At 63.7% G+C, this 19,890-nt stretch carries 20 protein-coding genes and 2 pseudogenes; 8 read left to right on the top strand and 14 right to left on the bottom strand.

Going from position 1 to position 19,890, the window contains the following annotated elements; genetic code table 11:
* Positions 1-49 precede the first annotated feature (49 nt).
* From WKB88_RS01840 to WKB88_RS01815, 6 genes are all read right to left on the bottom strand, one after another.
* Positions 50-1,024: a bile acid:sodium symporter family protein gene (locus WKB88_RS01840; RefSeq protein WP_341392835.1), complete on the bottom strand. Its 975-nt coding sequence runs from the start codon at positions 1,022-1,024 to the stop codon at positions 50-52.
* A 109-nt stretch (positions 1,025-1,133) separates the two neighbouring features.
* Positions 1,134-2,147, bottom strand: a complete 1,014-nt coding sequence (gene yjfF / locus WKB88_RS01835; protein ID WP_341392834.1) for a galactofuranose ABC transporter, permease protein YjfF — start codon at positions 2,145-2,147, stop codon at positions 1,134-1,136.
* Positions 2,147-3,178, bottom strand: coding sequence for an ABC transporter permease (locus tag WKB88_RS01830; protein ID WP_341392833.1), 1,032 nt, complete (start codon positions 3,176-3,178; stop codon positions 2,147-2,149). Before WKB88_RS01830 ends, yjfF begins: the two co-directional genes overlap by 1 nt.
* Positions 3,175-4,698, bottom strand: coding sequence for a sugar ABC transporter ATP-binding protein (locus tag WKB88_RS01825; protein WP_341392832.1), 1,524 nt, complete (start codon positions 4,696-4,698; stop codon positions 3,175-3,177). The genes WKB88_RS01830 and WKB88_RS01825 overlap by 4 nt, the downstream gene beginning before the upstream one ends.
* Before the next feature lie 63 nt (positions 4,699-4,761).
* On the bottom strand, positions 4,762-5,730 hold the full coding sequence (locus WKB88_RS01820) for an ABC transporter substrate-binding protein (RefSeq protein ID WP_341392831.1): 969 nt from the start codon (positions 5,728-5,730) through the stop codon (positions 4,762-4,764).
* A gap of 379 nt (positions 5,731-6,109) precedes the next feature.
* Positions 6,110-8,281 carry an ABC transporter permease gene (locus tag WKB88_RS01815; protein WP_341392830.1) on the bottom strand — a complete coding sequence of 724 codons (2,172 nt, stop codon included), beginning with the start codon at positions 8,279-8,281 and terminating at the stop codon, positions 6,110-6,112.
* A gap of 138 nt (positions 8,282-8,419) precedes the next feature.
* On the opposite strand from WKB88_RS01815, the gene WKB88_RS01810 reads away from it, so the two are divergent.
* Positions 8,420-9,100, top strand: coding sequence for a TetR/AcrR family transcriptional regulator (locus tag WKB88_RS01810; RefSeq protein WP_341392829.1), 681 nt, complete (start codon positions 8,420-8,422; stop codon positions 9,098-9,100).
* On the opposite strand, the gene WKB88_RS01805 is transcribed toward WKB88_RS01810, so the two are convergent.
* A complete protein-coding gene (locus WKB88_RS01805) occupies positions 9,038-10,150 on the bottom strand; it encodes an NAD(P)/FAD-dependent oxidoreductase (protein WP_341392828.1) in 1,113 nt (370 codons plus the stop codon). The genes WKB88_RS01810 and WKB88_RS01805 overlap by 63 nt on opposite strands.
* 109 nt (positions 10,151-10,259) lie before the next feature.
* Between WKB88_RS01805 and WKB88_RS01800 the strand changes: the two genes are divergently transcribed.
* Complete coding sequence (locus WKB88_RS01800; RefSeq protein ID WP_341392827.1) at positions 10,260-10,877, top strand: helix-turn-helix domain-containing protein; 618 nt, start codon at positions 10,260-10,262, stop codon at positions 10,875-10,877.
* Between the two features lie 10 nt (positions 10,878-10,887).
* Here the strand turns inward: WKB88_RS01800 and WKB88_RS01795 are convergent, their stop codons facing one another.
* The 3 genes from WKB88_RS01795 to WKB88_RS01785 form a co-directional block, all read right to left on the bottom strand.
* Entirely contained in the window at positions 10,888-11,838 is a 951-nt protein-coding gene (locus WKB88_RS01795) for a zinc-binding dehydrogenase (protein WP_341392826.1), read from the bottom strand.
* Positions 11,839-11,886: 48 nt separating this feature from the next.
* Entirely contained in the window at positions 11,887-13,377 is a 1,491-nt protein-coding gene (locus WKB88_RS01790; RefSeq protein WP_341392825.1) for an ABC transporter permease, read from the bottom strand.
* Between the two features lie 366 nt (positions 13,378-13,743).
* Positions 13,744-14,568, bottom strand: a complete 825-nt coding sequence (locus WKB88_RS01785; protein WP_341392824.1) for an SDR family oxidoreductase — start codon at positions 14,566-14,568, stop codon at positions 13,744-13,746.
* A 285-nt stretch (positions 14,569-14,853) separates the two neighbouring features.
* Here WKB88_RS01785 and WKB88_RS18195 point away from each other — a divergent pair, with 285 nt between their 5' ends.
* Positions 14,854-15,282 (top strand): ACT domain-containing protein, encoded by a 429-nt coding sequence (locus WKB88_RS18195; RefSeq protein WP_445818850.1) that lies wholly within the window; start codon positions 14,854-14,856, stop codon positions 15,280-15,282.
* 60 nt (positions 15,283-15,342) lie between these two features.
* A complete protein-coding gene (locus WKB88_RS01780; RefSeq protein ID WP_341392823.1) occupies positions 15,343-15,732 on the top strand; it encodes a hypothetical protein in 390 nt (129 codons plus the stop codon).
* Positions 15,733-15,798: 66 nt separating this feature from the next.
* Here the strand turns inward: WKB88_RS01780 and WKB88_RS01775 are convergent, their stop codons facing one another.
* Positions 15,799-16,323, bottom strand: coding sequence for a GNAT family N-acetyltransferase (locus tag WKB88_RS01775; RefSeq protein ID WP_341393197.1), 525 nt, complete (start codon positions 16,321-16,323; stop codon positions 15,799-15,801).
* A gap of 159 nt (positions 16,324-16,482) precedes the next feature.
* Here WKB88_RS01775 and WKB88_RS01770 point away from each other — a divergent pair, with 159 nt between their 5' ends.
* Positions 16,483-17,523: a protein kinase domain-containing protein gene (locus tag WKB88_RS01770; RefSeq protein WP_341392822.1), complete on the top strand. Its 1,041-nt coding sequence runs from the start codon at positions 16,483-16,485 to the stop codon at positions 17,521-17,523.
* Between the two features lie 229 nt (positions 17,524-17,752).
* Here the strand turns inward: WKB88_RS01770 and WKB88_RS01765 are convergent, their stop codons facing one another.
* Positions 17,753-18,145, bottom strand: coding sequence for a GNAT family N-acetyltransferase (locus WKB88_RS01765; protein WP_341392821.1), 393 nt, complete (start codon positions 18,143-18,145; stop codon positions 17,753-17,755).
* A 126-nt stretch (positions 18,146-18,271) separates the two neighbouring features.
* Between WKB88_RS01765 and WKB88_RS01760 the strand changes: the two genes are divergently transcribed.
* Positions 18,272-18,490 (top strand): hypothetical protein, encoded by a 219-nt coding sequence (locus tag WKB88_RS01760; protein WP_341392820.1) that lies wholly within the window; start codon positions 18,272-18,274, stop codon positions 18,488-18,490.
* A 69-nt stretch (positions 18,491-18,559) separates the two neighbouring features.
* Positions 18,560-19,033 carry a hypothetical protein gene (locus WKB88_RS01755; RefSeq protein ID WP_341392819.1) on the top strand — a complete coding sequence of 158 codons (474 nt, stop codon included), beginning with the start codon at positions 18,560-18,562 and terminating at the stop codon, positions 19,031-19,033.
* A 26-nt stretch (positions 19,034-19,059) separates the two neighbouring features.
* Here the strand turns inward: WKB88_RS01755 and WKB88_RS18190 are convergent.
* A pseudogene (locus WKB88_RS18190) lies at positions 19,060-19,128 on the bottom strand (hypothetical protein); the annotation flags it as partial.
* Positions 19,129-19,217: 89 nt separating this feature from the next.
* Positions 19,218-19,292: pseudogene (locus WKB88_RS18185) on the bottom strand (hypothetical protein); the annotation flags it as partial.
* Between the two features lie 203 nt (positions 19,293-19,495).
* Between WKB88_RS18185 and WKB88_RS01745 the strand changes: the two are divergent.
* Positions 19,496-19,882, top strand: a complete 387-nt coding sequence (locus WKB88_RS01745) for an HsmA family protein (RefSeq protein ID WP_341392818.1) — start codon at positions 19,496-19,498, stop codon at positions 19,880-19,882.
* The last annotated feature ends 8 nt before the right edge of the window (positions 19,883-19,890 follow it).

Genomic DNA, 19,890 nt, shown 5'->3' with positions numbered 1-19,890 from the left:
CATCCCTTTCCCCTGCTCCCAAAACAAGACCTGTGTTGGCCTGCCGATGCTAGTTCGTGGGCCGGCGGCGCCAAAAGGCTGCCATCAGGGCGCCGGAGACGTTGTGCCACACCGAGAACACTGCGGCGGGCAGGGCCGCCTCCGGAGTGAAATAGTCCCGCGCCAAACCGGCGGCCAGACCCGAGTTTTGCATGCCGACTTCAATCGCCATGGTGCGCCGCGCGGGAATAGGCTGCCGGAAGAGTTTGGCCACGCCGTATCCCAGGCCCAGGCCCAGACCGTTGTGCAGCACCACGGCCAGCAGGATCAGCCAGCCGGCAGTGAAGATGGCCTCCGCGCTTCCGGACACCACGGCAATAACCACAAAGGTGATCGCAATAACCGAAACCCACGGCAGCACCGGCAGCACCCGGTCCACCAGTTTCGGAATCAGGTAGCGGATCACCAGCCCCAGTACTACGGGAATCAGCACAATCTGGACAATGGACATCGCCATGGAGCCGGCGTCGACGGACATGTAGCGGTTGGCCAGCCACAGTGCGAGCAGCGGTGTGAAGATGGGCGCAAGCAGGGTGGACACCGAGGTCATCGCAACGGAGAGCGCCAGGTTTCCCCGTGCCAGGTAGGTGACCACGTTGGAGGCCGTTCCGCCCGGCGCGCAGCCCACGAGAATCACGCCGGCGGCCAGTTCGGGGCTTAGCTGCAGGGCCCAGGCCACGGCGACGCCGATCAAAGGCATGATCATGTACTGCGCGACGACGCCGAGCAGCACCGGCAGCGGCTGCCGGATAACCAGGGCGAAGTCCGGCATCGTCAGGGTCAGGCCCATGCCGAACATGATCAGCATCAGGCCGGGGTTGATATAGGTGGACAGTCCCGCAGCGGTGAACGGCTCCGGGAAAAACAGGGCCGCTGCTCCCCCGGCAAGGATCAGCAGGGGAAAGACGGTGACGGCGACGCGGGCGCTGCGCTCCTCGGCGGTGCGGGGACCTTTGGGAGCCGTGGTGGCGGGGTTCGAGGACATCCCCACATGCTGGCACCGGATGGCCGCATGCGCTACTTATGACGCGGAACGACATACTAACCCGGCCCTGCGGTCGGAAGCCGGCATGCGCTGCGGCCGGCGGCATGCGCTAGGTGAGCTTCACTTTCCGGGAGAAGAGCTTCTGCAGCAGGATAAAGACCAGCAGCAGAACCCCGATGGCAATGCGGGTCCACCAGGAGCTCAGTGTTCCCTCGTAGGAGATGAAAGTCTGCACGATGCCGAGGACAAGGACACCGGCCAGGGACCCGATGACGTACCCGTAGCCTCCACTCAGGAGCGTTCCGCCCACCACCACTGCCGCGATGGCGTCCAGTTCCATCCCCTGGGCTGCCAGGCTGTAGCCCGACAGGCTGTAGAAGGAGAACAGGACTCCGGCGATTGCTGAGCAGACGCCGCTGATGGTGTACACGAGTACTTTGGTCCGGGGAACCGCCAGTCCCATCAGCACGGCAGAGGCTTCTCCCCCGCCAACCGCGTAAACGGTCCTGCCGAAGCGCGTCCTGTGCAGCACGTACACCGCGGCTGCGACGACGAGCAGTGCGATGATAACGCCGGGTGAGACAAACAGGTCGCCCGGCAGCCGGATACGGGCCTGCGCCATTGACGTGAAAAACGGATCCGTGACGGTGATCGAGTTGAGGCTGATGACGTAGCAGAGGCCCCTGGCGAGGAAGAGCCCGGCAAGAGTGACGATGAAGGGCTGGATTTCGAAAACCTGGATCACCAGGCCCATGAGCAGCCCGAAAACGGCACCCGTCAGCAGGACGACGGCAATGACCGCGAAGGGATTCCAGCCCACCTGCAGGAGTGCGGCGGCGATCATCATGGACAGGGCGACGACGGACCCGACGGACAGGTCGATACCACCGGTCAGGATGACGAAGGTCATCCCAACCGCCAGCACGATGAGGAAAGTGTTGTCGATCAGGAGATTAAGGAATACCTGCCCGGAGAGGAATCCCGGGTACATGACGGCGCCTGCGGCGAACATGGCCAGGAATAATCCGATCGTGGCCAGGGTCGGAGCATACTTCGCCTTTCCCTGCAGACGGCTGACTCGGTTACGCGTTGCTGGCACCTGGGGGCTGGTGAGGACTGACATCAGACGGCTACCCTCGTTTCGCGGGTTTTGGCAGCGGGGCGTTTGCGCTGCCGGAGCAGTGTCCGCGCTTTGGGCGATTGCAGCAGGCAGACAATGATGACGACCAGCGCCTTGAAGACCAGCGTCACCTCGGGCGGAATTCCCAAGGTGTAAACAGTTGTCGTAAGCGTTTGGATAATCAGCGCTCCAATGAGTGTTCCCACCAGGCTGTAACGACCGCCTGCCAGTGACGTGCCGCCGATAACGACCGCAAGAATCGCATCCATTTCAATAAAAAGTGCCGCATTGTTGGCGTCGGCCGCCGTGACATTGGAACTGATCATCAACCCGGCCACAGCGGCGCAAAAGCCGCTGAAAATGTACACGGTCCAGGTAAGGCTTCGGGCGTTGAGGCCGGCCAGGCGGCTGGCCACCGGGTTGACCCCCACGGCTTCAATGAGAGTCCCCAGGGCGGTCCGCCGGGTAAGCAGCCCGGCTGCTGCAAAGGCGGCGGCCGCGATGAGGATCGAAATGGGGAGGGTCAGAAAGAACCCGGCACCGATAGCGCGGTAGGGCTCATTGGAAACGGAAATGATCTGACCGTCGGTGATGAGCTGAGCCAGTCCGCGCCCCGCTGTCATGAGGACCAGTGTGGCAATGATCGGCTGAATTCCGATCACGGACACCAGGAAGCCGTTCCAGGCCCCCAGGGCAAGGCCGGCACCCACAGCAATGACCACCCCGGTCATTGCCGTTTCAACCGAGCCGGGATCGGGCGAGTTGTAGATATACGTACACGAGACAGCGCCTGCAATGGCGGCGATGGCGCCCACGGAAAGGTCAATCCCCCGCGACGCGATGACCAGCGTCATGCCCAGCGCGATCAGGATGGTGGGTGCTCCGTTGCGGAGAATATCGATCAGGCTCCCGTACAGGTGGCCGTCCTGAACCCGGACGGAGAGAAAATCCGCCCGGAACACCTGGTTCAGAAGCAGCAGCAGGAGCAGGGCAAGGGCCGGCCAGGTGAGGCGGTGCCGGAAGACGGCGTTCATGCTCTGCCCCCTGCAATGATTGTCATGACGTCTTCCATGGTGGCTCCGTGGTTGGGCAGGGCCGCCACCATCTCGCGGTCCCGGAGAACCGCAATATGGTCGCTGAGGCGAAGGACCTCCTCCAGCTCGGCGGAAATAAAGATGATGGCCATGCCCTCGGCAGCGAGGCTGCTGATGAGGACCTGGATCTGTGTTTTCGCTCCAATATCGATGCCGCGCGTCGGCTCGTCCAGGATCAGCAGCTTCGGTTGAGTGATCAGCCACCGGGCAAGCAGCACTTTTTGCTGGTTCCCGCCGCTGAGGTTCCGCACCAGGGCCTCTTTGTTCGCGGGACGGATATCCAGGGCTTCGATAAACTTCGCGGTGAGCTGATCCTGGATATGGCGCGGGATCTTCCGCAGCCATCCCTTGCTCGCCTGCATCGCCAGCACAAGGTTGTCTTGAACCGAGAGGTCACTGACCAGTCCTTCCTCCTTGCGGTTCTCCGAAGAGAACCCGATCCCCCGGCTGATGGCCGCCCGCGGACTACGCAGGGTGCGGCGGACGCCGTCCAGCAGCAAGGTCCCCCGATCCGCCCGGTCGGCGCCGAAAAGAAGCCGTGCAGTTTCCGTGCGTCCTGATCCCAGCAAGCCGGCAAGCCCAAGGATCTGCCCAGGCTCGATGGCAAAGTTGATATTGCCGACCGACCCCTTCCGGCCGAAATCCTCCACCTGAAGAAACGGAGTCAAGGCTGCCTGTTCAGGCTGGCGAACCGCTTCGGCCCGGTCGAGCTCGTCAAGGACTTCCAGATCCTTGCCGATCATCTTGGCAATGAGGTCCATACGCGGCAGGTCCCGGGTCAGGTATTCCCCGACAAGTTTTCCATTGCGGAGGACGGTCATACGGTCGGAAATCTCATAGACCTGTTCCAGGAAATGCGAAACGAACAGGATGGCCACACCCCTGCTCCGAAGCGTGCGGATCACGGAAAACAGCTGCTGCACCTCGTCTGCATCCAGGCTGGACGTGGGCTCGTCCAAGATGAGAACCCTCGCGTCAATCTGGACGGACCGGGCGATGGCAAGCAGTTGCTGGAGGGCGATGGAGTGGCCGGAGAGGATGGAGCCGGGGTCAATGTGTCCCAGCTGGAGCTGCTCGAGGACCTCGCGGGCCCTTCTGCGGACTTCTTTCCAGTGGATGCCCCCGAACCTCCGCGGTTCTCTTCCCAGGAGGATGTTTTCTCCCACCGACAGGTTGGGGCAGAGATTCACTTCTTGGTAGACGGTGCTGATTCCGGCATTTTGCGCTTCCGCAGGGGTGGTGAACACGTGGCTTGCGCCCAGGACAGTGATCGTGCCGCTGTCAATGGGATAGACGCCGGTCAGTGCCTTGATGAGTGTTGATTTTCCTGCGCCGTTTTCCCCCATGAGGGCATGCACCTCGCCGGGAAAGAGCCTGAAGTCCACGCCGTCCAGGGCTTTTACCCCGGGGAACTCAATGGAAATTCCGTGCATCTCCACCACTGGAAGGATCTCGGTCATGTTTGCGTCTTTTCTGTACGGGGGTGCGGCGGGGCCGGCCCGCCGCACCCCGGTTTACGTGCCCTAGTATTCGCGGCTGGCGAGGACTTCCTTGGCCTGTTCGGGCGTGAACGCCGTCTCCTCCGTCACGACCCGCTCGGGTACTTCTTCACCGGCCACAACCTTCTCCGCCAGCTCCATCAACTGCTCGCCCAACAGCGGATTGCACTCCACGATGTAGTTGATCCTTCCTTCCGAAAGGGCAGTCATTCCGTCCTTCACCGCGTCCACTGTGATGATCTTGATGTCCACTCCGGGTACTTTTCCTGCTGCTTCGATCGCTTCGATGGCGCCAAGGCCCATGTCGTCGTTGTGGGCATAGACGACGTCGATGTCAGGTGTGTTCTTGAGGAACGCCTCCATGACCTGCTTTCCGCCGCTGCGCGTAAAGTCGCCGGTCTGGGACTGCACAATCGTGAGGTCGGGGTCGGCGGTGATGGCCGCTTCGAATCCTTCCTTGCGGTCGATGGCCGGGGCCGCTCCCGTGGTCCCCTGCAGCTCCACGATGTTCACCGGCCCCTCCGTCGCAGCCGAATCCTGGACCAGCCAGTCCCCGGCTTTTTTCCCCTCTTCCACAAAGTCTGAACCGAGGAACGTTTGGTAGAGGGAGGTGTCTGCGGAATCGACAGCCCGGTCGGTCAGGATCACCGGAATGTCCGCGTCCCTGGCTTCCTTCAACACCGTGTCCCACCCCGATTCGACCACCGGCGAGAAGGCGATGACATCCACCTTTTGCTGGATATAGGAGCGTATGGCTTTGATTTGGTTCTCCTGCTTTTGCTGGGCATCGGAGAATTTCAGATCAACGCCGGCGGTCTCTGCGGCTTCCTGGATAGATTTGGTGTTGGCAGTACGCCAGCCGCTTTCCGCCCCCACCTGAGCGAAGCCCATGGTGATGCCGTCATCGGTACCGGATCCGCTGTCCGATGCGCCGCAGGCGGAAAGGGCGAGGGCGGAAACGGCCAGGGCCGTCACGAGAGTCTTCTTAAACACTGCTGCCTCCTAGTTTTCGGACCGCAGCGGGAGTTACGCACCATCGTTGCTGCGGGGGCGTGGGGATGCCTTGCCGCAAATTGTGAACGCTAACATTTCAGCGGTCAAGAGAGGTTTGGTGCTTTCTTGCGCCAATCCTGCGCCAAACTTGAGGATTAACAGCATCCGGCCGGTGCAGAGTGTCCTAGGCGGGAACTAGAGACACCCGCCAGGGCCGCGTGCCCGGGGAAACCCGGGGGTGCGACCTGCGGGAGGTCTCCGTTTGAGACCATCGGAGGCTTCCCGGTCCCCAGACGGCGAAGGGCCGCTGCCTTGGCAGCGGCCCTTCGTTGTCGTACTGGGCTCGGACACCGGTCGCGCCGGCTACCCGTTGTTCCGCCTAGACGGAAACAGCCTCTTTTTCCTTGGCTGCAGCCGGTGTCTGGGCGGCAGGCTCGTCAACCGGGTACGGCTCGGTGCGCGGGGGCTTGACCCGGTCAATAATGACCAGGAGCACCAGTGAGACCGCACCCCAGATTCCCAGGGTCAGCAGGTGCGACCCAACCGTATCCCCGCCGAAGTACAGGATGGAGCGGATCGATTCCACGGCAGCGGGCATCGGCAGGACTTCGTGCAGGAAGCGGAAGATCTCCGGTTCCATGTAAATGGACATGGCGGCACCGGAGGCCGGGACGCCCAGGAACATCAGGATGCCGATCACCGGCAGGATGGCCAGCATGCCCATGAACCGCTCAAAGACCGCGGTGAACATGGCCACGCAGAACACCGCGACGGCGCCGACGCCGAGGAGCGGCCAGAAATGCCCGTCGATCGCGCCGACAAACACGTCGGCGATGACCCAGAGGAACGCCGAGATTCCAACGGCCCAGGCGGCAACGATCGGTATCAGCTTGCGCAGCGGACGGCTGGCCGGTGCTGCGGTGGAACCGACAACAATGATCATGAAGCCTGCCATGATCCAGCCCATGGCCAGGTACATGGTGGCCATGCCCATGGAGTCGTCGTCGCGGAGCGGCGCAACATCCTCGGCCTTCAGTTCCACCTGCTGCCCGGCGGCAACCTGGCCGAACACCGCGTTCACCACCTGCTGCTGGCTCATGCCGGCGGCTTCATTGCTGATCAGGGACGCTGTGGGATTCTCGGCGGAGGGCAGAACAAAGGCGGCCACGACAGTGCGGTCCCGCACCTGCTCCCGCGCCTCGTCGGCGGAGTCCACCACCTGCAGATCGAAGAGCCCGGCCATGTTCTCCTCGAGTCCGGACACCGTCTGCTGTGCCTGTTCAACGGTGGTGCCGACGACGGCGACCGGCATGTCGCGCGGTGCCGGCTGGTACATGGCTCCCAGCATGAACGACAGCATCATCGTGACCATGGCCAGCGGGAAACCGGCCAGCGCGACGTAGCGCCAGCGGCGGCGCTTGGGACGCGGCCCGCCGTGCAGCGAGGCCACGTTGATCGCCAGCGGGGCGGCGTCGGGCTTGCGGCGCCGCTTCAGGGCATCAAGGCCAAGGGTGAGCAGCAGCGCAGCCGCGGCACCGATGGCCAGCACCAGCAGGTGCCCGCCCACACCGTTTCCGTCGAAGAAGAGCACCGACCGCAGTGATTCGCCGGTGGCGGCTGCAGGAAGGAAGCTGTGCAGCCACGGATAGATCCCCGGCATCGTATGCACGGACATGCTCATGTTGGAGGCGGGAACACCCAGCACCATCAGGAACAACATGCCAACCAGCACGGCCATCGGGCCGAAGATGCGCGTCAGGAACAGCTGGACGCTGCCGACGGCAAAAACCGACAGCGCACAGATGCCCAGCACCGCGGCGGTGTGTCCCTCAACCACGCCCATGACAGGCCCGACGACGGTCCACACCAGTGCTGCGATCAGTGCGGACCAGCCGGCCAGCAGGGGCACAAACCGCCGGAACCTCATCAGTTCCGGGGAGTTGGACAGGATCAGGCTCAGCGGCATGTAGCCCGCGAGCATCAGCGCGGTGGTCATGAACATGGCACCCAGACCGGCCGAGTCATTGTCCGGCAGCGGGGCGAGGTCCTCGGACTGCAGGGCCAGTCCCTGCGCAAGCACCTGCGGTGCGACCAGGGCAGTGACCGTGCCGGACTGCGAGGCGCCGGCGGCTCCTGCTGTGTACAGAGTGGCGGTGCCGTCGGCCAGCGAAACAGCTCCGGCGACTTCGCGGTCCAGAACGAGCTGGCGTGCATCTTCGGCGGTTCCGACAACGCGGATGTCGACGGCCTCCGGGTCCGCGGCCTCAAACGAGTCGGCAAAGGCGGCCGCCTGCTGAGCGGTGCCGGAAACCGCTATCGGCATGTCGTTGGGAGTGGGTGCGTGCATTGCCGCGAGGTACCCGCCCACCAGCATGGACACCATGAGCAGCGGCATGAGGAACATGGCGACGTAGCGGCCAATTTTCTCTGCTTTGGCCCGCTTCAGCGCGGCTGCTTCGAGGTCGGCGGCAGCTGCCTCCGGCTCCCCGCCCTGCTCCGCCGGAGTTTTGCCCGGCGGATAGTCGGTGGACGTGGGGGAAATGTGACTCAAACTCGTGCTCCTGTGCTGTGATTCGATGGTGATGCGAGGAACGCACCGGCCGGACGGCCGGATGCGCGGCCTGTGGGACCGACTCGTCAAAATTACGCCATGTGGCGTAAATTTGGTTAATCGAGGCAACAATCACGAATGAACGAGGCACAACACATGGGTCAGCACGGCGAACACGCACGGAGCGTCCTGCTCGACGCCGCGGAGGAACTCTTTGCCCTCCACGGCATCGATGCCGTCTCCAACCGAAGGATTGCCGAGCATGCCGGGACGGCCAATCACTCCGCCGTCGCCTATCACTTTGGCGGACGCGAGGATCTGCTGCGCGCTCTGGTCACCCGCCACGTTGACGAGACGAACCGGCGCCGGTCGGAGCTGGCCGAGACCCTGGGCGCCGACGCCTCGCTGACGGACCTGCTGGCCTGCCTGATCCTGCCGTGGACCGAACATCTTGCCTCGCTGCCGGTTCCGAGCTGGCGCGCCCGCTTTCTGTCCCAGATCCGTGCGGTCCCCTCCGTCCACGGGATCCTTGCCCGCACCGCCACAGCCAGTCCGGTGACCGAGGACCTGATCCGCCGCGTCCAGGGCACCCTCGGCGGCACGTCCAACACCGTGCTGCACGGCCGGTCCTGGATCCTCGGGAACATGGTGCTTGGGGTGTGCGGCGAATACGAGGCGCGCGTCCAGGACGGAGTGGAAAAGGCCAACTGGGCCGGCGTCGGCTACTTCCTCATCGACTCCTGCGCGGGGATGCTCTCAGCTCCCGTCACGCATCCGGGCGACTTCCTGACGCAGCCGTCCCCGCTGTACCTGCTGTAGCCGCCGGCCCGGGCCACTGTCCTGCAGGCCTCGCTGCCGGGACGCGGCAACGGCCTCCGCAGTGTCCTCGGCCATCAGATCGCCGTTGATGGCAGCACCGGCGGCAAGCCCCGCAGCAGCCGAGCCAATCACCTGCATCATGGGCACGGCCAGGTTTCCGGCGGCGTAGACCCCGGGGATGCTCGTGGCACCCGCGGGATCGACCGGCACAGCCGTACCAATGGAAAGCTCACCCATAAACTGCTCCTCGGGCTTGATGCCCAGGTCCGCAAGATATCCGGCCCGTGCACTGAGCCGCGAGAACACCACCACGGCCTGCCGCGGCACCAGTTCCCCGGAGCTCAGCCGGACCCCGGACAGCACCGGTTCGCCTTCACCAGTTGTGCTCTCGACTGCTGCAACTTCGCCGCTCACCACCCGGATCCCGCGGGCGGCCAATTGCTCGGCCTGTCCGTCGTCCGGCTCGCCGCATCCGTTCAGGAACAGGACAACGTCATCGCTCCACTGCCGCCACAGCAGCGCCTGGTGGAGGGCCGCTCCAAGGTCCGATGCCAGGATACCGATGGCCCGGTCCTGAACTTCCCAGCCGTGGCAGTATGGGCAGTGCAGCACTCCGGTGCCCCAGTGCTCCGCGAGTCCGGGAACATCCGGCAGCACGTCCCGGGCGCCGGAAGCGGCCAGCACCCGGCGCGCGCGCAGCAGCCGGCCGTCATCCAGCAGCACCTCGAACCGTCCGTCCGGATTCCGCGTAACGGTGGACACCGTGCCCGGTATCAGAGTGCCGCCGTAGCCGGCCACTTCACCGCGGCCAACTTTGTAGAGCTCACCCGGGGCCGCACCCTCGCGCCCCAAGTAGTTGTGAACGTGGGCAGCCGGGGCGTTGCGCGGATCTCCGGCATCCACCACTGCCACGGACCGCCGCGCCCGGGCCAGTGCCAGTGCCCCGCTGAGGCCGGCTGCGGCACCGCCGACCACGACGACGTCGTACTCCGATGCCCGGTCAGCTGCCTGCGCCGTCCGCTCCGCCGTCGTGCTTTCATTCCCTGCCATGGTTTCCTCCAGAATTCGTGTCGCCGGGCACTGCCCCGGCCGTCCTCCCAGTCTGGATCCGGCCTGGACACATCAGCAATCTTTATTGCCGGTATGGCAAACTCGAGTCATGAGCACAGATGAAAACGACACGCTGCGCGGAGTCGGGCCCCGGCTCCGCACTCTGCGGTCCGACCGCAACACAACACTGGCAGCGCTTTCGACAGCAACCGGCATTTCCGTGAGTACGCTCTCGAGGCTCGAATCCGGGCAGCGCCGGCCCACCCTGGAACTGCTGCTGCCGCTGGCCAGGACCTACGGCGTGACCATTGACGAGCTGGTGGGCGGGCCGGCAACCGGCGATCCGCGCGTACACATGCAGCCGATCAAACGCGGTGGGGCCGTGATCATTCCGCTCACGGAAAAGGCCGGTGGAATCAGCGCCTACAAGTTCATCCTTCCGGCTCAGCGCAAACCATCGGTGCCCGAGCCCCGCACGCATGAGGGCTATGAGTGGCTCTATGTGCTGAGCGGAAAGCTGCGGCTGGTCCTCGGCGAGCAGGAACTGGTCCTGCATCCGGGAGAAGCCGCGGAGTTCAACACCCGCCTGCCGCACTGGCTGGGCACCGCAGACCTGAACGCCGTCGAATTCATCACCCTGTTCGGTCCGCAGGGTGAACGCGCCCACCTGCGGGCCCGGCCGGCGTCGTCGGGCTCCTCAGCACCTGGGCCCGCCGACCTCCGCTAACAAGCCGGGCCTAGTAGACGGCGATAAAACGCCCGACAACGCCGCCTTCGCGCAGCTTGTTGATGGCCTCCGGAATTTCCGCCTGCGTGATGACATTCATCGGCGGGTTCAATTTGCCGGACTTCATCAGGTCATACAGCGCCTCGAGGTCCTCCTTGGTTCCGGATTTGGAGCCCTTGATGGAGAGCTGGTTGATGATGATCGGATAGGTGTTGATGGTGGCCTCCAGCCGGCCCATACCCACCTGCACCAGCGTGCCGAATTCAGCCAGGGTCTCGACGCCGGCAGCCGTGGTGGTGCCGAACCCGGCATAGTCCACAATCAGGTCCAGGTTTTTGTCCTTGAACTCGGTGATGGAATCCGCCACGCCGGCCAGTCCGATTTCGTCGGCAAGCTTGCGGGTTTCGGCACTGATTTCGGCGCCATACACCTCGGCGCCGGCCAGCACGGCAACCCGGGCACCGATGTAGCCCAGGCCGCCGAGACCGATGACGCCCACCTTCATCCCCTGCTTGGCGCCGCCCACGGCCATGATCGCGTGGTAGGCGGTCAGCCCGGCGTCGGTGGCCATTGCGGCCAGGTCGAAGGGAACTTCGTCGGGCAGGCGGACCAGGTTATTGTCCGTGGCCAGCAGCTTGGGGCCAAACCCTCCGTCCCATTTGCCGTAGCCGAGGGCGTCGCCGTCGCTCATCACGGGTGCCAGCCCCACCCGGTCGCCGACGTTCCAGTGCTCCATCCCCTCCCCCACCTCGGTGATCACGCCGGCGTTCTCGTGGCCCATGGTGCGCGGAAGTTCGAAAAAGAGCGGCATCCAGCCGGGATCATCCAGGGCGGTGACGTCGGAGTGGCACACTCCCGCGGCCTTGACCTCGACGACCACCTGCCCGGGGCCGGCGTGCGGCTCGGGAACCTCGTTGAGCTGAAGCGGATTATTGGTGCCGGTGAACTGCCAAGCCTTCATGGAAGTGCCCCTTCCGGTTGTTGTTCCTTCCCGGGGTTCCGGGACAGGTCAGGTGCCCGCGTGCCGGGGAGCCGCCCCGGTGCGCGGATGTTGGGCGGGCCCCGCCGTCGGGCTGCCGCCGGCGCCTGGACCGGAACCGCCGGCAGCCAGCTGGGCCCGCCGCCGCCCAAAGGCGCGCTCGTAGATGACTGCAAAGAGCATTGCCACAATCACCGCGATGACAATAAGGATCAGCATCCCGATGATGCCGCTTTGAAGTCCTGCGCCGGCGTCGGCGTCGAAATACAGGACGGCGCGGTTCGCCATGGTCATTTGATACAGGGGTTCGCCGCGGGCGATGAAGCGGAAGAACCCCGGCAGGGCCTCGAGCGGGACGACGCCGCTGGCGGCAGGCAGGCCCATGAACACGATGTAGATCATGGACAGGATCATTCCGGCGCTGCCCAGCGCCGTGATCAGCGCAAACGTCACCGCAGACACTGTGACAATGGACAGCCAGGTGGTGAGGAAGTACCAGCCCCCGTGCGGGATCGGCATGCCGACGGCGGCAGCCACCCACATCATCAGCCCTGCCGTCGGCAGGGCTCCGAGGGCGACAATTCCCCACTTGGTGAAGAAGGTAACCCAGCGGGGCGGGCGTATCGGCGGCCCCAGGACAAAACGCGGCCCCAGCTCGATGGGCAGCACGCCCAGCCGGGAATCGACCAGGAAGTGTATGGCCACCGAACCGGCAACTCCCACGATCATCAGCAGCACGGAGTAGAAGAACGCGCCCATGCCCAGCGCCGTCCCTTCCGGCGGCGTCTCATAGGCAGTGGTTGTCACCTGGATGGGGGTACTCAGCAGACTGGCCGATGTGCCCGTCACTTTTGGTGCCAGCTGCTGTTCGAGCTGCGTCGGCAGTTCTGCTCCGGCGGTGCGGAGCTGGCGGTCCAACTGGGCCTGCGCCGCGGTCTGGGCACTCTGCGCCGCGGAGGTCAGCTGTTCACCGACGCTCTTGTTGGCCTGGTCCAGTGCCGGGTTGACGGCATTTGTGGCCAGGCTGCTGGCCAGCGGTCCGGCCAGCGGGTTGGTGTACACGGTGACGGCGGGCCGGGTCACCTCGTCTTCCGTCAGTGTTGCGTTCACCAAGGCGAGCGCATCCGCCGAGAAGGACTCGGGGATGACAACCGCTGCATGGATCTGCCCGTTGCTCATCTGGTCCCGGGCCTCGTCCCAGGACAGCACCCGCAGGTCGATCTCCTCGTTCCGGGAAAAACCCTGCCGCATCTGGTCGGTGATGGTGGCACCAAGGTTTTCCCGGCCGCCGTCGGGCGCTTCCGCTCCGGCATCCTCATCGACGACGGCGATGGGAAAGTGGTTCAGGTGGCCGCCGGGGCTGCCGAGTCCGCCGATGTAGAGTGCGGTGCCGGTGCCGCCCAGCAGCAGGAGCACCAGCAGCGGCAGCAGCCACAGCCGGGGCGAGTAATAGGGGTGGCGTTTTGTCGCGTGGCGCACCCTGCGGGTGGCGGAACCGTTGTTGTCGGTATGGGCGGGCATGGGGCGTACCTCCGGGAGCAGGAGTTCTCGCGCTGATCTACCTATCGAGCGTATCCGCGGCGCCATGATGCCGATACACGCGCCCCACGGAAACGATCGGCGGCACACAACACTGCTGCCGTCGTCGCCGTCTGCGCCCGTTCACTTCACACGGTCCCTGCTGGACTGGATTCAGGAAAGATCGTTAGGGTGCCGGGAGTTCATACCCGGCAAGATACTCGCGGGTGGCAGGGTCGTAGAGCAGGACGGCCGGCGCCGGCGACGTTGCCAGTTCCTGCAAGTCTTCTGCCGATTGTGTACCGCGGAGAGCATCCCAAAGCCGAGACACCCTCGAAGCCTCGATACTAGCCCCGCCTGTGGCTGGACTCAGGGCACGGCGCGGAAGTGAACGGCATGCTCGTTTGCCCACTGGGCGAAGGTTCGCGGGCGGCCGCCGGTGACCTCTTCGATGGTGGGCAGGATCGTGTCAGCTGCTTCTGGAGGGTTGGTGGCCAGCTGGATGCCGAAGTCGACATAGTCCTCGTCGTAGCCGTAGCCGCGAAGCCGTTCACGCTCCGCCTCCTCACTCAGGTGGACGAACTCGATCGGCTCACCGGTGGCATCAGCGAGCAGGCGTGTCCGCTGGGCAGGAGTGAGTGCCTCCGGTCCGGTCAGCGGGTAGGCCTTGCCGCCGTGTCCGGCTGTGGTGAGCGCTGTGGCTGCGACGCCGGCGATGTCCGCTTCGTGCACGACGGCGCTGGGGTAGGCGGCGAGCATCGAGACTGTGCGTGAGGTACGGACTTCGGGTGCCAGGTCAAGCGCGTTACCCATAAATTCTGCCGGCTGCAGGATGGTCCAGCTGATAGAACTGGCTGCCAGGGCCTCTTCAATGCTGGTGGGTGACCAGCCGCCGAGGACCGTGGCCCGGCTGATGCCGGAGCGCTCGGCGAGTTGAATAATCTCGGCCCCGTTGGTGAGATCACCGCCCTCGCCGCCGCCGAAAGTGATCAGGTGGACGGCGTCCATGCCCTCGAATGCTGCTTCAAGGCTGGTGGTGTCAGTGAGGTCACCGGTGACCGTTTCGACTCCGCCCGGCAGGTCGGCCCTGGTGGGGTTGCGGGTGAGCGCTCGGACGGTGTGGCCGGCCTCGTGAAGCTGAGAGACGAGGTGCCGCCCGACCTGGCCTGTGGCTCCGGTGACGAGAATATGCATGGGGCGGGTCCTTTCGTTGCAGGCTAGCTGATCTGGATGATTCCCATCGTGGCAGGGCTTGTGGTCAGCTTGTGTCCGCATGGTCCGTCGGCCTTGCAACCCGCCAACCCGCCAAGCGGCACCCGGGTCCTTGAGTTGCTTGGCCTGCTTCAGAATCGGCACCTCCGAATGCTGCCGACTCGATGCGGCCCAAGTTGTGGTGGTCGTCGAACTTCTGTCATAGTGGCCGGGCGATTAGAGTGACGCCGCCGTGAGCGTCTTCCGCGACACCGAGTCGGTGTAGACATGACCCTGAATCCAACCACGCCGGTAGTAAGCCTCACTCTCCTTCCGGACCGTTTGAGCGTTTACCGTTTCGATCCGCTTACCTCTTTGGCGGACCTTGGCCAGCTGTCCGGCGTATGGTCGATTACCCGCACCCAAAAGGAGCTCTCCGTGGTGGCGGAGGAAAGTGCCTGTCTTAGCGCAGACCAGGTGGATCCCGGGTGGCGTTGCCTCTACGTGGACGGGCCGGTTCCGTTCGGTTTAGCCGGGGTTGTTGCCGGTCTCACAACCGCGGTCACGCGGCAGGGCCTGCCAGTCTTCGTTCTATCAACTTTCGACAGTGACCTCCTACTCCTGCGGGGTGAATCGTTAACTCAGTCTCTGCAGGCCCTGCAAGACAGCGGTTACCTGATCCGGCCGCACGGAAGCGAAAGGGTGAATCTAGACTGACGCAACGGCAGCAGTTCAAGGAGCCGTTCTGTTCTGCAACGATGAAGAAGGGGGGCGGACATGAAGAAGGCTGACCAACGAGCCGGCTCGGCAGGTAAACCGGTGACACGTCTCCTCTCCAACATCCTGACTGTCGTGACGATCCTTGCGGCCGCAGCTTTGGTGTTGGCCCTAGTGATAGATCCACTGATTGATGCAGCACTGGGTCCTCTGATCGGACCGCTTATCTGGACGCTGGCAGTGTTTACCGCAATTCGCCTGCTGCTGAATGTCCGCCGTCTTGGATTGAGCGCCGCCGCTCCCCTGCTGACTTCGGCGTCGGTACAGTCCGGGTTCTTCGGGTTTCCGCCGGGAGCCTCAAGGATCGAAGAATCGGGTGCAGCTGCTTACACAATCTCCGAGACAGCCGATGATCCCCAGCGAAACAGGCCGGATGAAAGATTGCCATAAGACCGGGCAGGTTCTCCCGCCCGTTCGCCATCGCGGGAATTATCTAGAAACTGCCGCTGAAGGCAGCTAGCGAGTCAGTGCCAAAACCTGATCTTGGGATAACACGCGGTCGGCATACAGCAACATGGTTGCCGTTGGATCGGGGTCATAGTTGTCCGGCCCCTCCCATTGTTTGCGAAGCCCTGCTCGTTCGACCGCACGTTGCGAGCGTGCGTTTTGCTGCGCGACAACAGCCGTTATCGGAAAGTCAGGACGTGCCGCCTGCGCATATGCGATGCCGGCTGCAGCGACTTCCTGAGCGTAGCCGCACCCCCAGCTCTGGGGCCGAAGGCTGAAGGACAAATTCCACGCGTTGGACGACATTGTCTGGCATCCACCCATCCCCACCAGATCACCCGCAGAGGCGCCGTCCGCGGCCTCCAGTACCCACAATCCGTGCCCGCGCTGTTGCCACTCAGCGATCCGGCGCTGGAGGACTGCTTGCGTATGCGTGATCGAATTGTGAGCGAGCATTGGATCACACGCGATGAGGCGAGGGTCCGAGTACATTCGGAACAATTCGTCCGCATCGCCGGGAACAGGCCGACGCATGACCAACCGGCCGCTTGAACTGTGCACAACCTGTTCGATGATGGCTCTTCCTTTAGGCGGCTCTGGTGAAATCCGTACAGTATCCCAATGAGGCATGAGGCAGTATCCCAATGAGGACTCCCTCTCCGCCTGCCGAGCACCGGGCCTTACGGTGTAGTGATGACGGTACGCATAGTTGAAGCACGAACCATCTCTTCTCTTATCGACGGGCTGGACGATGCCAGCGTGCAGACCCTCATTGACGAAGCTGATGAAGCAGGCGCGGGCATCGGTGGAACAACTAAGACAGTGAGTATTGGTAACACCGCTGTCTTCGTAAAACAGCTCCCCCTGACAGACATCGAAACAGCGGACCCGACCGCCACTCTCAGCCGGCTCCAGCTCCCCTTCGTCTCCCACTACGGGATAGGAAGCCCTACCCATGCGGCGGGGAGGGAACTGGCAGCGCACCATATGACGTCCGGCTGGGTGCACGCGGGAGTTGTGGATTTCTTTCCGCTTTTGCTCGGCTGGCGAGTGATCGATTCAAAATGCACAGCAGACCTCAGCGAGTTCGACGGCGATGCTCCTCCCCGCCAATGGGGGCCACATTGGCCTCAGGTCGAAAGCAAGCTTGAGGCGATGAAGGATGCCTCCAAGAGCATGGTGTTCTTCCTTGAGTACGTGCCCGGAACTCTCGGCGACTGGCTACGCAGGAGTGTGGCCGAGGGCACTGGGGCGAGCGTCTTCCCCGACGTCGTCGAGCAGCTTCTGAACGCCACAGCATGGATGAACGCCCAGGGTTTCCAGCACTTTGACGTGCACCCGGGCAACATTCTCATCCGGGATGGCAGACTGCTCTTCACGGATTTCGGCCTGGCGCTTCACCGCGACTTCGACCTCACAGCGGAGGAAGAAGCATCGATGCCCACGCATGACGGCTTCGACCGCGACACCGCCCTGATGCACCTGTTCCACTGGACGTTATTTGAACTCGGCTACACCTCCGGTCCGGAGCGTCTGGAGCTGTTGCGTTCTGCCGCCGCTGACCCAACCGGGCCGGCGCTGGACCCGGTTCGAACCGCGCTCGGCGACGGTGCTGACCTAATGGCGCAGTATGCGGGCATCGCCGTCGATATGACCGAGATGTTCCGGGCACTCACGCACGATGCTCTCGCGGTGCGCTATCGAAGCAGGGCTAAGGCCCAGGAGGGCGGTTAGCGTTAGCCTCACCCTCGGTCCGGGTGCTCCGCATTTCGCCTCGGTTCTGGCTCACGAGAACAAGCGCGAGCAGCGCGGCTCCGAACAGCATGGATATAGGGCCCAGGATAAAAAGTTCGTCTCTAACAATCCTGAAAAGTCCCCACCCAAAGGACCAGGTTCCCACTAGAGCCATCAGGCTCCGCAGCGGCCTCGGGAAAGCATGCCGTTTGATCAATGCGGTTCCCCCTCACACGTCCGCGGTGTCTTTCAGGACCTTCCTGAACAGCACATATTCGCCGTCGCGGCCCATTGTCTCGTAGCCCGCGCCCTCGTAGAGCAGGCGTGCCTGATTGGCTCGGTGAACGCCGAGCTCCACGACGCGGGCCCCGTCTGGGCATATCCTCTGTTCGAACGCATCCAGGAGCAGCCGTCCGAGTCCTTGGCGACGACGGCTGCCGATGACGTTGATCGAGACCAGGGTTGCGGTTCCATCATCGAGGCTCCACATCGCATAGCCGAGCGGGTGTCCGTCTGCATCGATGCAGAACAGCGTGTGGGGAAGGCATTCGATCCAGAAGGCGAGGTTCAGGTCCAGAGCCGCGAGCCACCCCCGGTGCGCATCCGGCTCAATGGTCTCCATGTACTCACGCTCCTGGCGAAAGATGAATGGCAGATCGCTTACGTCCGCGGGTCTAAGGCGTGTCGGCATGGTCATGGACATGAGCATCTCACACCGGTTTCACGCTGCGGCAGTTAGGCTGTGGCCATGACTGCATGGAGCCGCTACCTGTTCGGAGTCTCGATCGTGTTCGGAGCGGGCACAATGATGCTCTCCGAGCAGCTGCCGGAATGGTGGGGGCCGGTGTCGATACTCGTCATGGTTCTGGCTGCTTCTGCTTTCCTCACCTGCTCCGTTCTTGAGTACCGACGCGGGCGTGCGGCAGCCGGCGCGTCGGAGCAGCAGCTCTTCCGCGAACCAGCGTGACCGCCGGCGGCAGCCTGTCGCCGGAGTATGGTCGGCCGTGACGGTTCAATGACTCGGGGGGAAGCAGCCATGAATACTGATCCCGCGGCAAGCCCTGCCGAGATTCCTCCGTCCACCCGTGAACACGTCGGGAGCATTATCGCAATCCTCGCCGGCGCGGCACTGTGTCTTCTGCCCGCGGCGATGTTCGGAACGGCGCTGGGAACATACCCGACCCGTATGGTCTGCACACAGGCGACCGGGTACGGCTCGGGATGTTACGAGGGCGACCTGATGAGTACTTTTTTTGTGTTCGGATTCGTTTTCCTTTTCTGCACGGCATTCTGCTTCGCGCTAACCAAGGCTTACCGCTACAACCTTCCCAAAGGGAGGCGGTGGCTGCCTTTCCAGGTATTCTGCTGCATCGTGCTGATGACCGTTGCAGTGTTTGCCTTCACTTTGGGGACGGAACCAGGGCAGCCCAGCTCAGGACCCGGCTTGCAGCATTCGTTCGACAGCGGGCGTGCGGCAGCCGTCGCGACGACGAGCGCCTTGTTCCGATAGACATCGCTCGGCTCGGCGGTGGCCTCCGGCCGTTCACGTTGAGCCCACGTGCTCAGGCGGAGGCCTTCAGGGAAGCGCTCATGGTGGTCGAACACGTCTCCGGCCCAGCCTGCCAGATCCTCGGGACGCGGGGGACGCTCTCTGCCGTCACACGCAGCACCTGCGTTACGGTTGCATCGAACAGACCGCTCTTGCTGCCGTAGTAGGCGTAGATCATCCGGACGTTGCTCTGTGCCTGGGCGGCGATCCGCTCCACGGTGAGCGCATCGAAGTACCCGGTGGTGTGCTGCTGTGCCCTGCCAGGTGGATTTCAACGCCCGGTCTGGCTCCGTGCTTACGTGATTCGCCGGGAGAGCCAGCTGCCGCTACGTCTAGTCCTTTTCACGGCTTACGGCTCCATTGCGGGGCTCAGACCGGCCTCGGGCCTAGTTTCTTTCGCACGAGCACCTGTAGTGTCAGGCCATGCTCTTGGCTGCAATTGTTCTCATCACGGCTGCTCTGGTCTTTTACACCGTTGGCGTCTGGGCGGAGCACCGCCAGCGAGTGCTGAAGTGGTGGCATGCTGGGTTTTTTGCTCTGGGGCTGGTCTGCGATGGCAGCGGCACCTATCTCATGTCCCGAATTGCGGAATCCGGCGAGGCCGGGGATGGATCCGGGCTCAACGCCATCATGGCCGTCACTGGCGCCATTGCATTGCTGCTGATGGTATTCCACCTTGTGTGGGCGGTTATTGTGCTAGTTCGCAACCGCGACGTGGAGAAAAAGCGCTTTCACAAATTTTCCCTCATTGTGTGGGGAATATGGCTCATACCCTATGTAACAGGGGCCATCGGTACCAGCCTCGGCTGATCCGGCAG

The organism is Arthrobacter sp. G119Y2, from assembly GCF_038069765.1.
In the GTDB taxonomy this organism is placed as follows: Bacteria; Actinomycetota; Actinomycetes; order Actinomycetales; family Micrococcaceae; genus Arthrobacter_B.
Note: the sequence above shows the minus strand (reverse complement) of the source record. Positions and strands in the feature narration are given on the sequence as shown.

Coding starts and splice junctions, on each gene's coding strand:
- WKB88_RS01840 (WP_341392835.1), bottom strand. CDS start 1,024: ATGTCCTCGAACCCCGCCACCACGGCTCCCAAAGGTCCCCGCACCGCC.
- yjfF (WP_341392834.1), bottom strand. CDS start 2,147: ATGTCAGTCCTCACCAGCCCCCAGGTGCCAGCAACGCGTAACCGAGTC.
- WKB88_RS01830 (WP_341392833.1), bottom strand. CDS start 3,178: ATGAACGCCGTCTTCCGGCACCGCCTCACCTGGCCGGCCCTTGCCCTG.
- WKB88_RS01825 (WP_341392832.1), bottom strand. CDS start 4,698: ATGACCGAGATCCTTCCAGTGGTGGAGATGCACGGAATTTCCATTGAG.
- WKB88_RS01810 (WP_341392829.1), top strand. CDS start 8,420: ATGAACGAGGCACAACACATGGGTCAGCACGGCGAACACGCACGGAGC.
- WKB88_RS01805 (WP_341392828.1), bottom strand. CDS start 10,150: ATGGCAGGGAATGAAAGCACGACGGCGGAGCGGACGGCGCAGGCAGCT.
- WKB88_RS01800 (WP_341392827.1), top strand. CDS start 10,260: ATGAGCACAGATGAAAACGACACGCTGCGCGGAGTCGGGCCCCGGCTC.
- WKB88_RS01795 (WP_341392826.1), bottom strand. CDS start 11,838: ATGAAGGCTTGGCAGTTCACCGGCACCAATAATCCGCTTCAGCTCAAC.
- WKB88_RS01790 (WP_341392825.1), bottom strand. CDS start 13,377: ATGCCCGCCCATACCGACAACAACGGTTCCGCCACCCGCAGGGTGCGC.
- WKB88_RS01785 (WP_341392824.1), bottom strand. CDS start 14,568: ATGCATATTCTCGTCACCGGAGCCACAGGCCAGGTCGGGCGGCACCTC.
- WKB88_RS18195 (WP_445818850.1), top strand. CDS start 14,854: ATGACCCTGAATCCAACCACGCCGGTAGTAAGCCTCACTCTCCTTCCG.
- WKB88_RS01780 (WP_341392823.1), top strand. CDS start 15,343: ATGAAGAAGGCTGACCAACGAGCCGGCTCGGCAGGTAAACCGGTGACA.
- WKB88_RS01775 (WP_341393197.1), bottom strand. CDS start 16,323: ATGCGTCGGCCTGTTCCCGGCGATGCGGACGAATTGTTCCGAATGTAC.
- WKB88_RS01770 (WP_341392822.1), top strand. CDS start 16,483: ATGACGGTACGCATAGTTGAAGCACGAACCATCTCTTCTCTTATCGAC.
- WKB88_RS01765 (WP_341392821.1), bottom strand. CDS start 18,145: ATGGAGACCATTGAGCCGGATGCGCACCGGGGGTGGCTCGCGGCTCTG.
- WKB88_RS01760 (WP_341392820.1), top strand. CDS start 18,272: ATGACTGCATGGAGCCGCTACCTGTTCGGAGTCTCGATCGTGTTCGGA.
- WKB88_RS01755 (WP_341392819.1), top strand. CDS start 18,560: ATGAATACTGATCCCGCGGCAAGCCCTGCCGAGATTCCTCCGTCCACC.
- WKB88_RS01745 (WP_341392818.1), top strand. CDS start 19,496: ATGCTCTTGGCTGCAATTGTTCTCATCACGGCTGCTCTGGTCTTTTAC.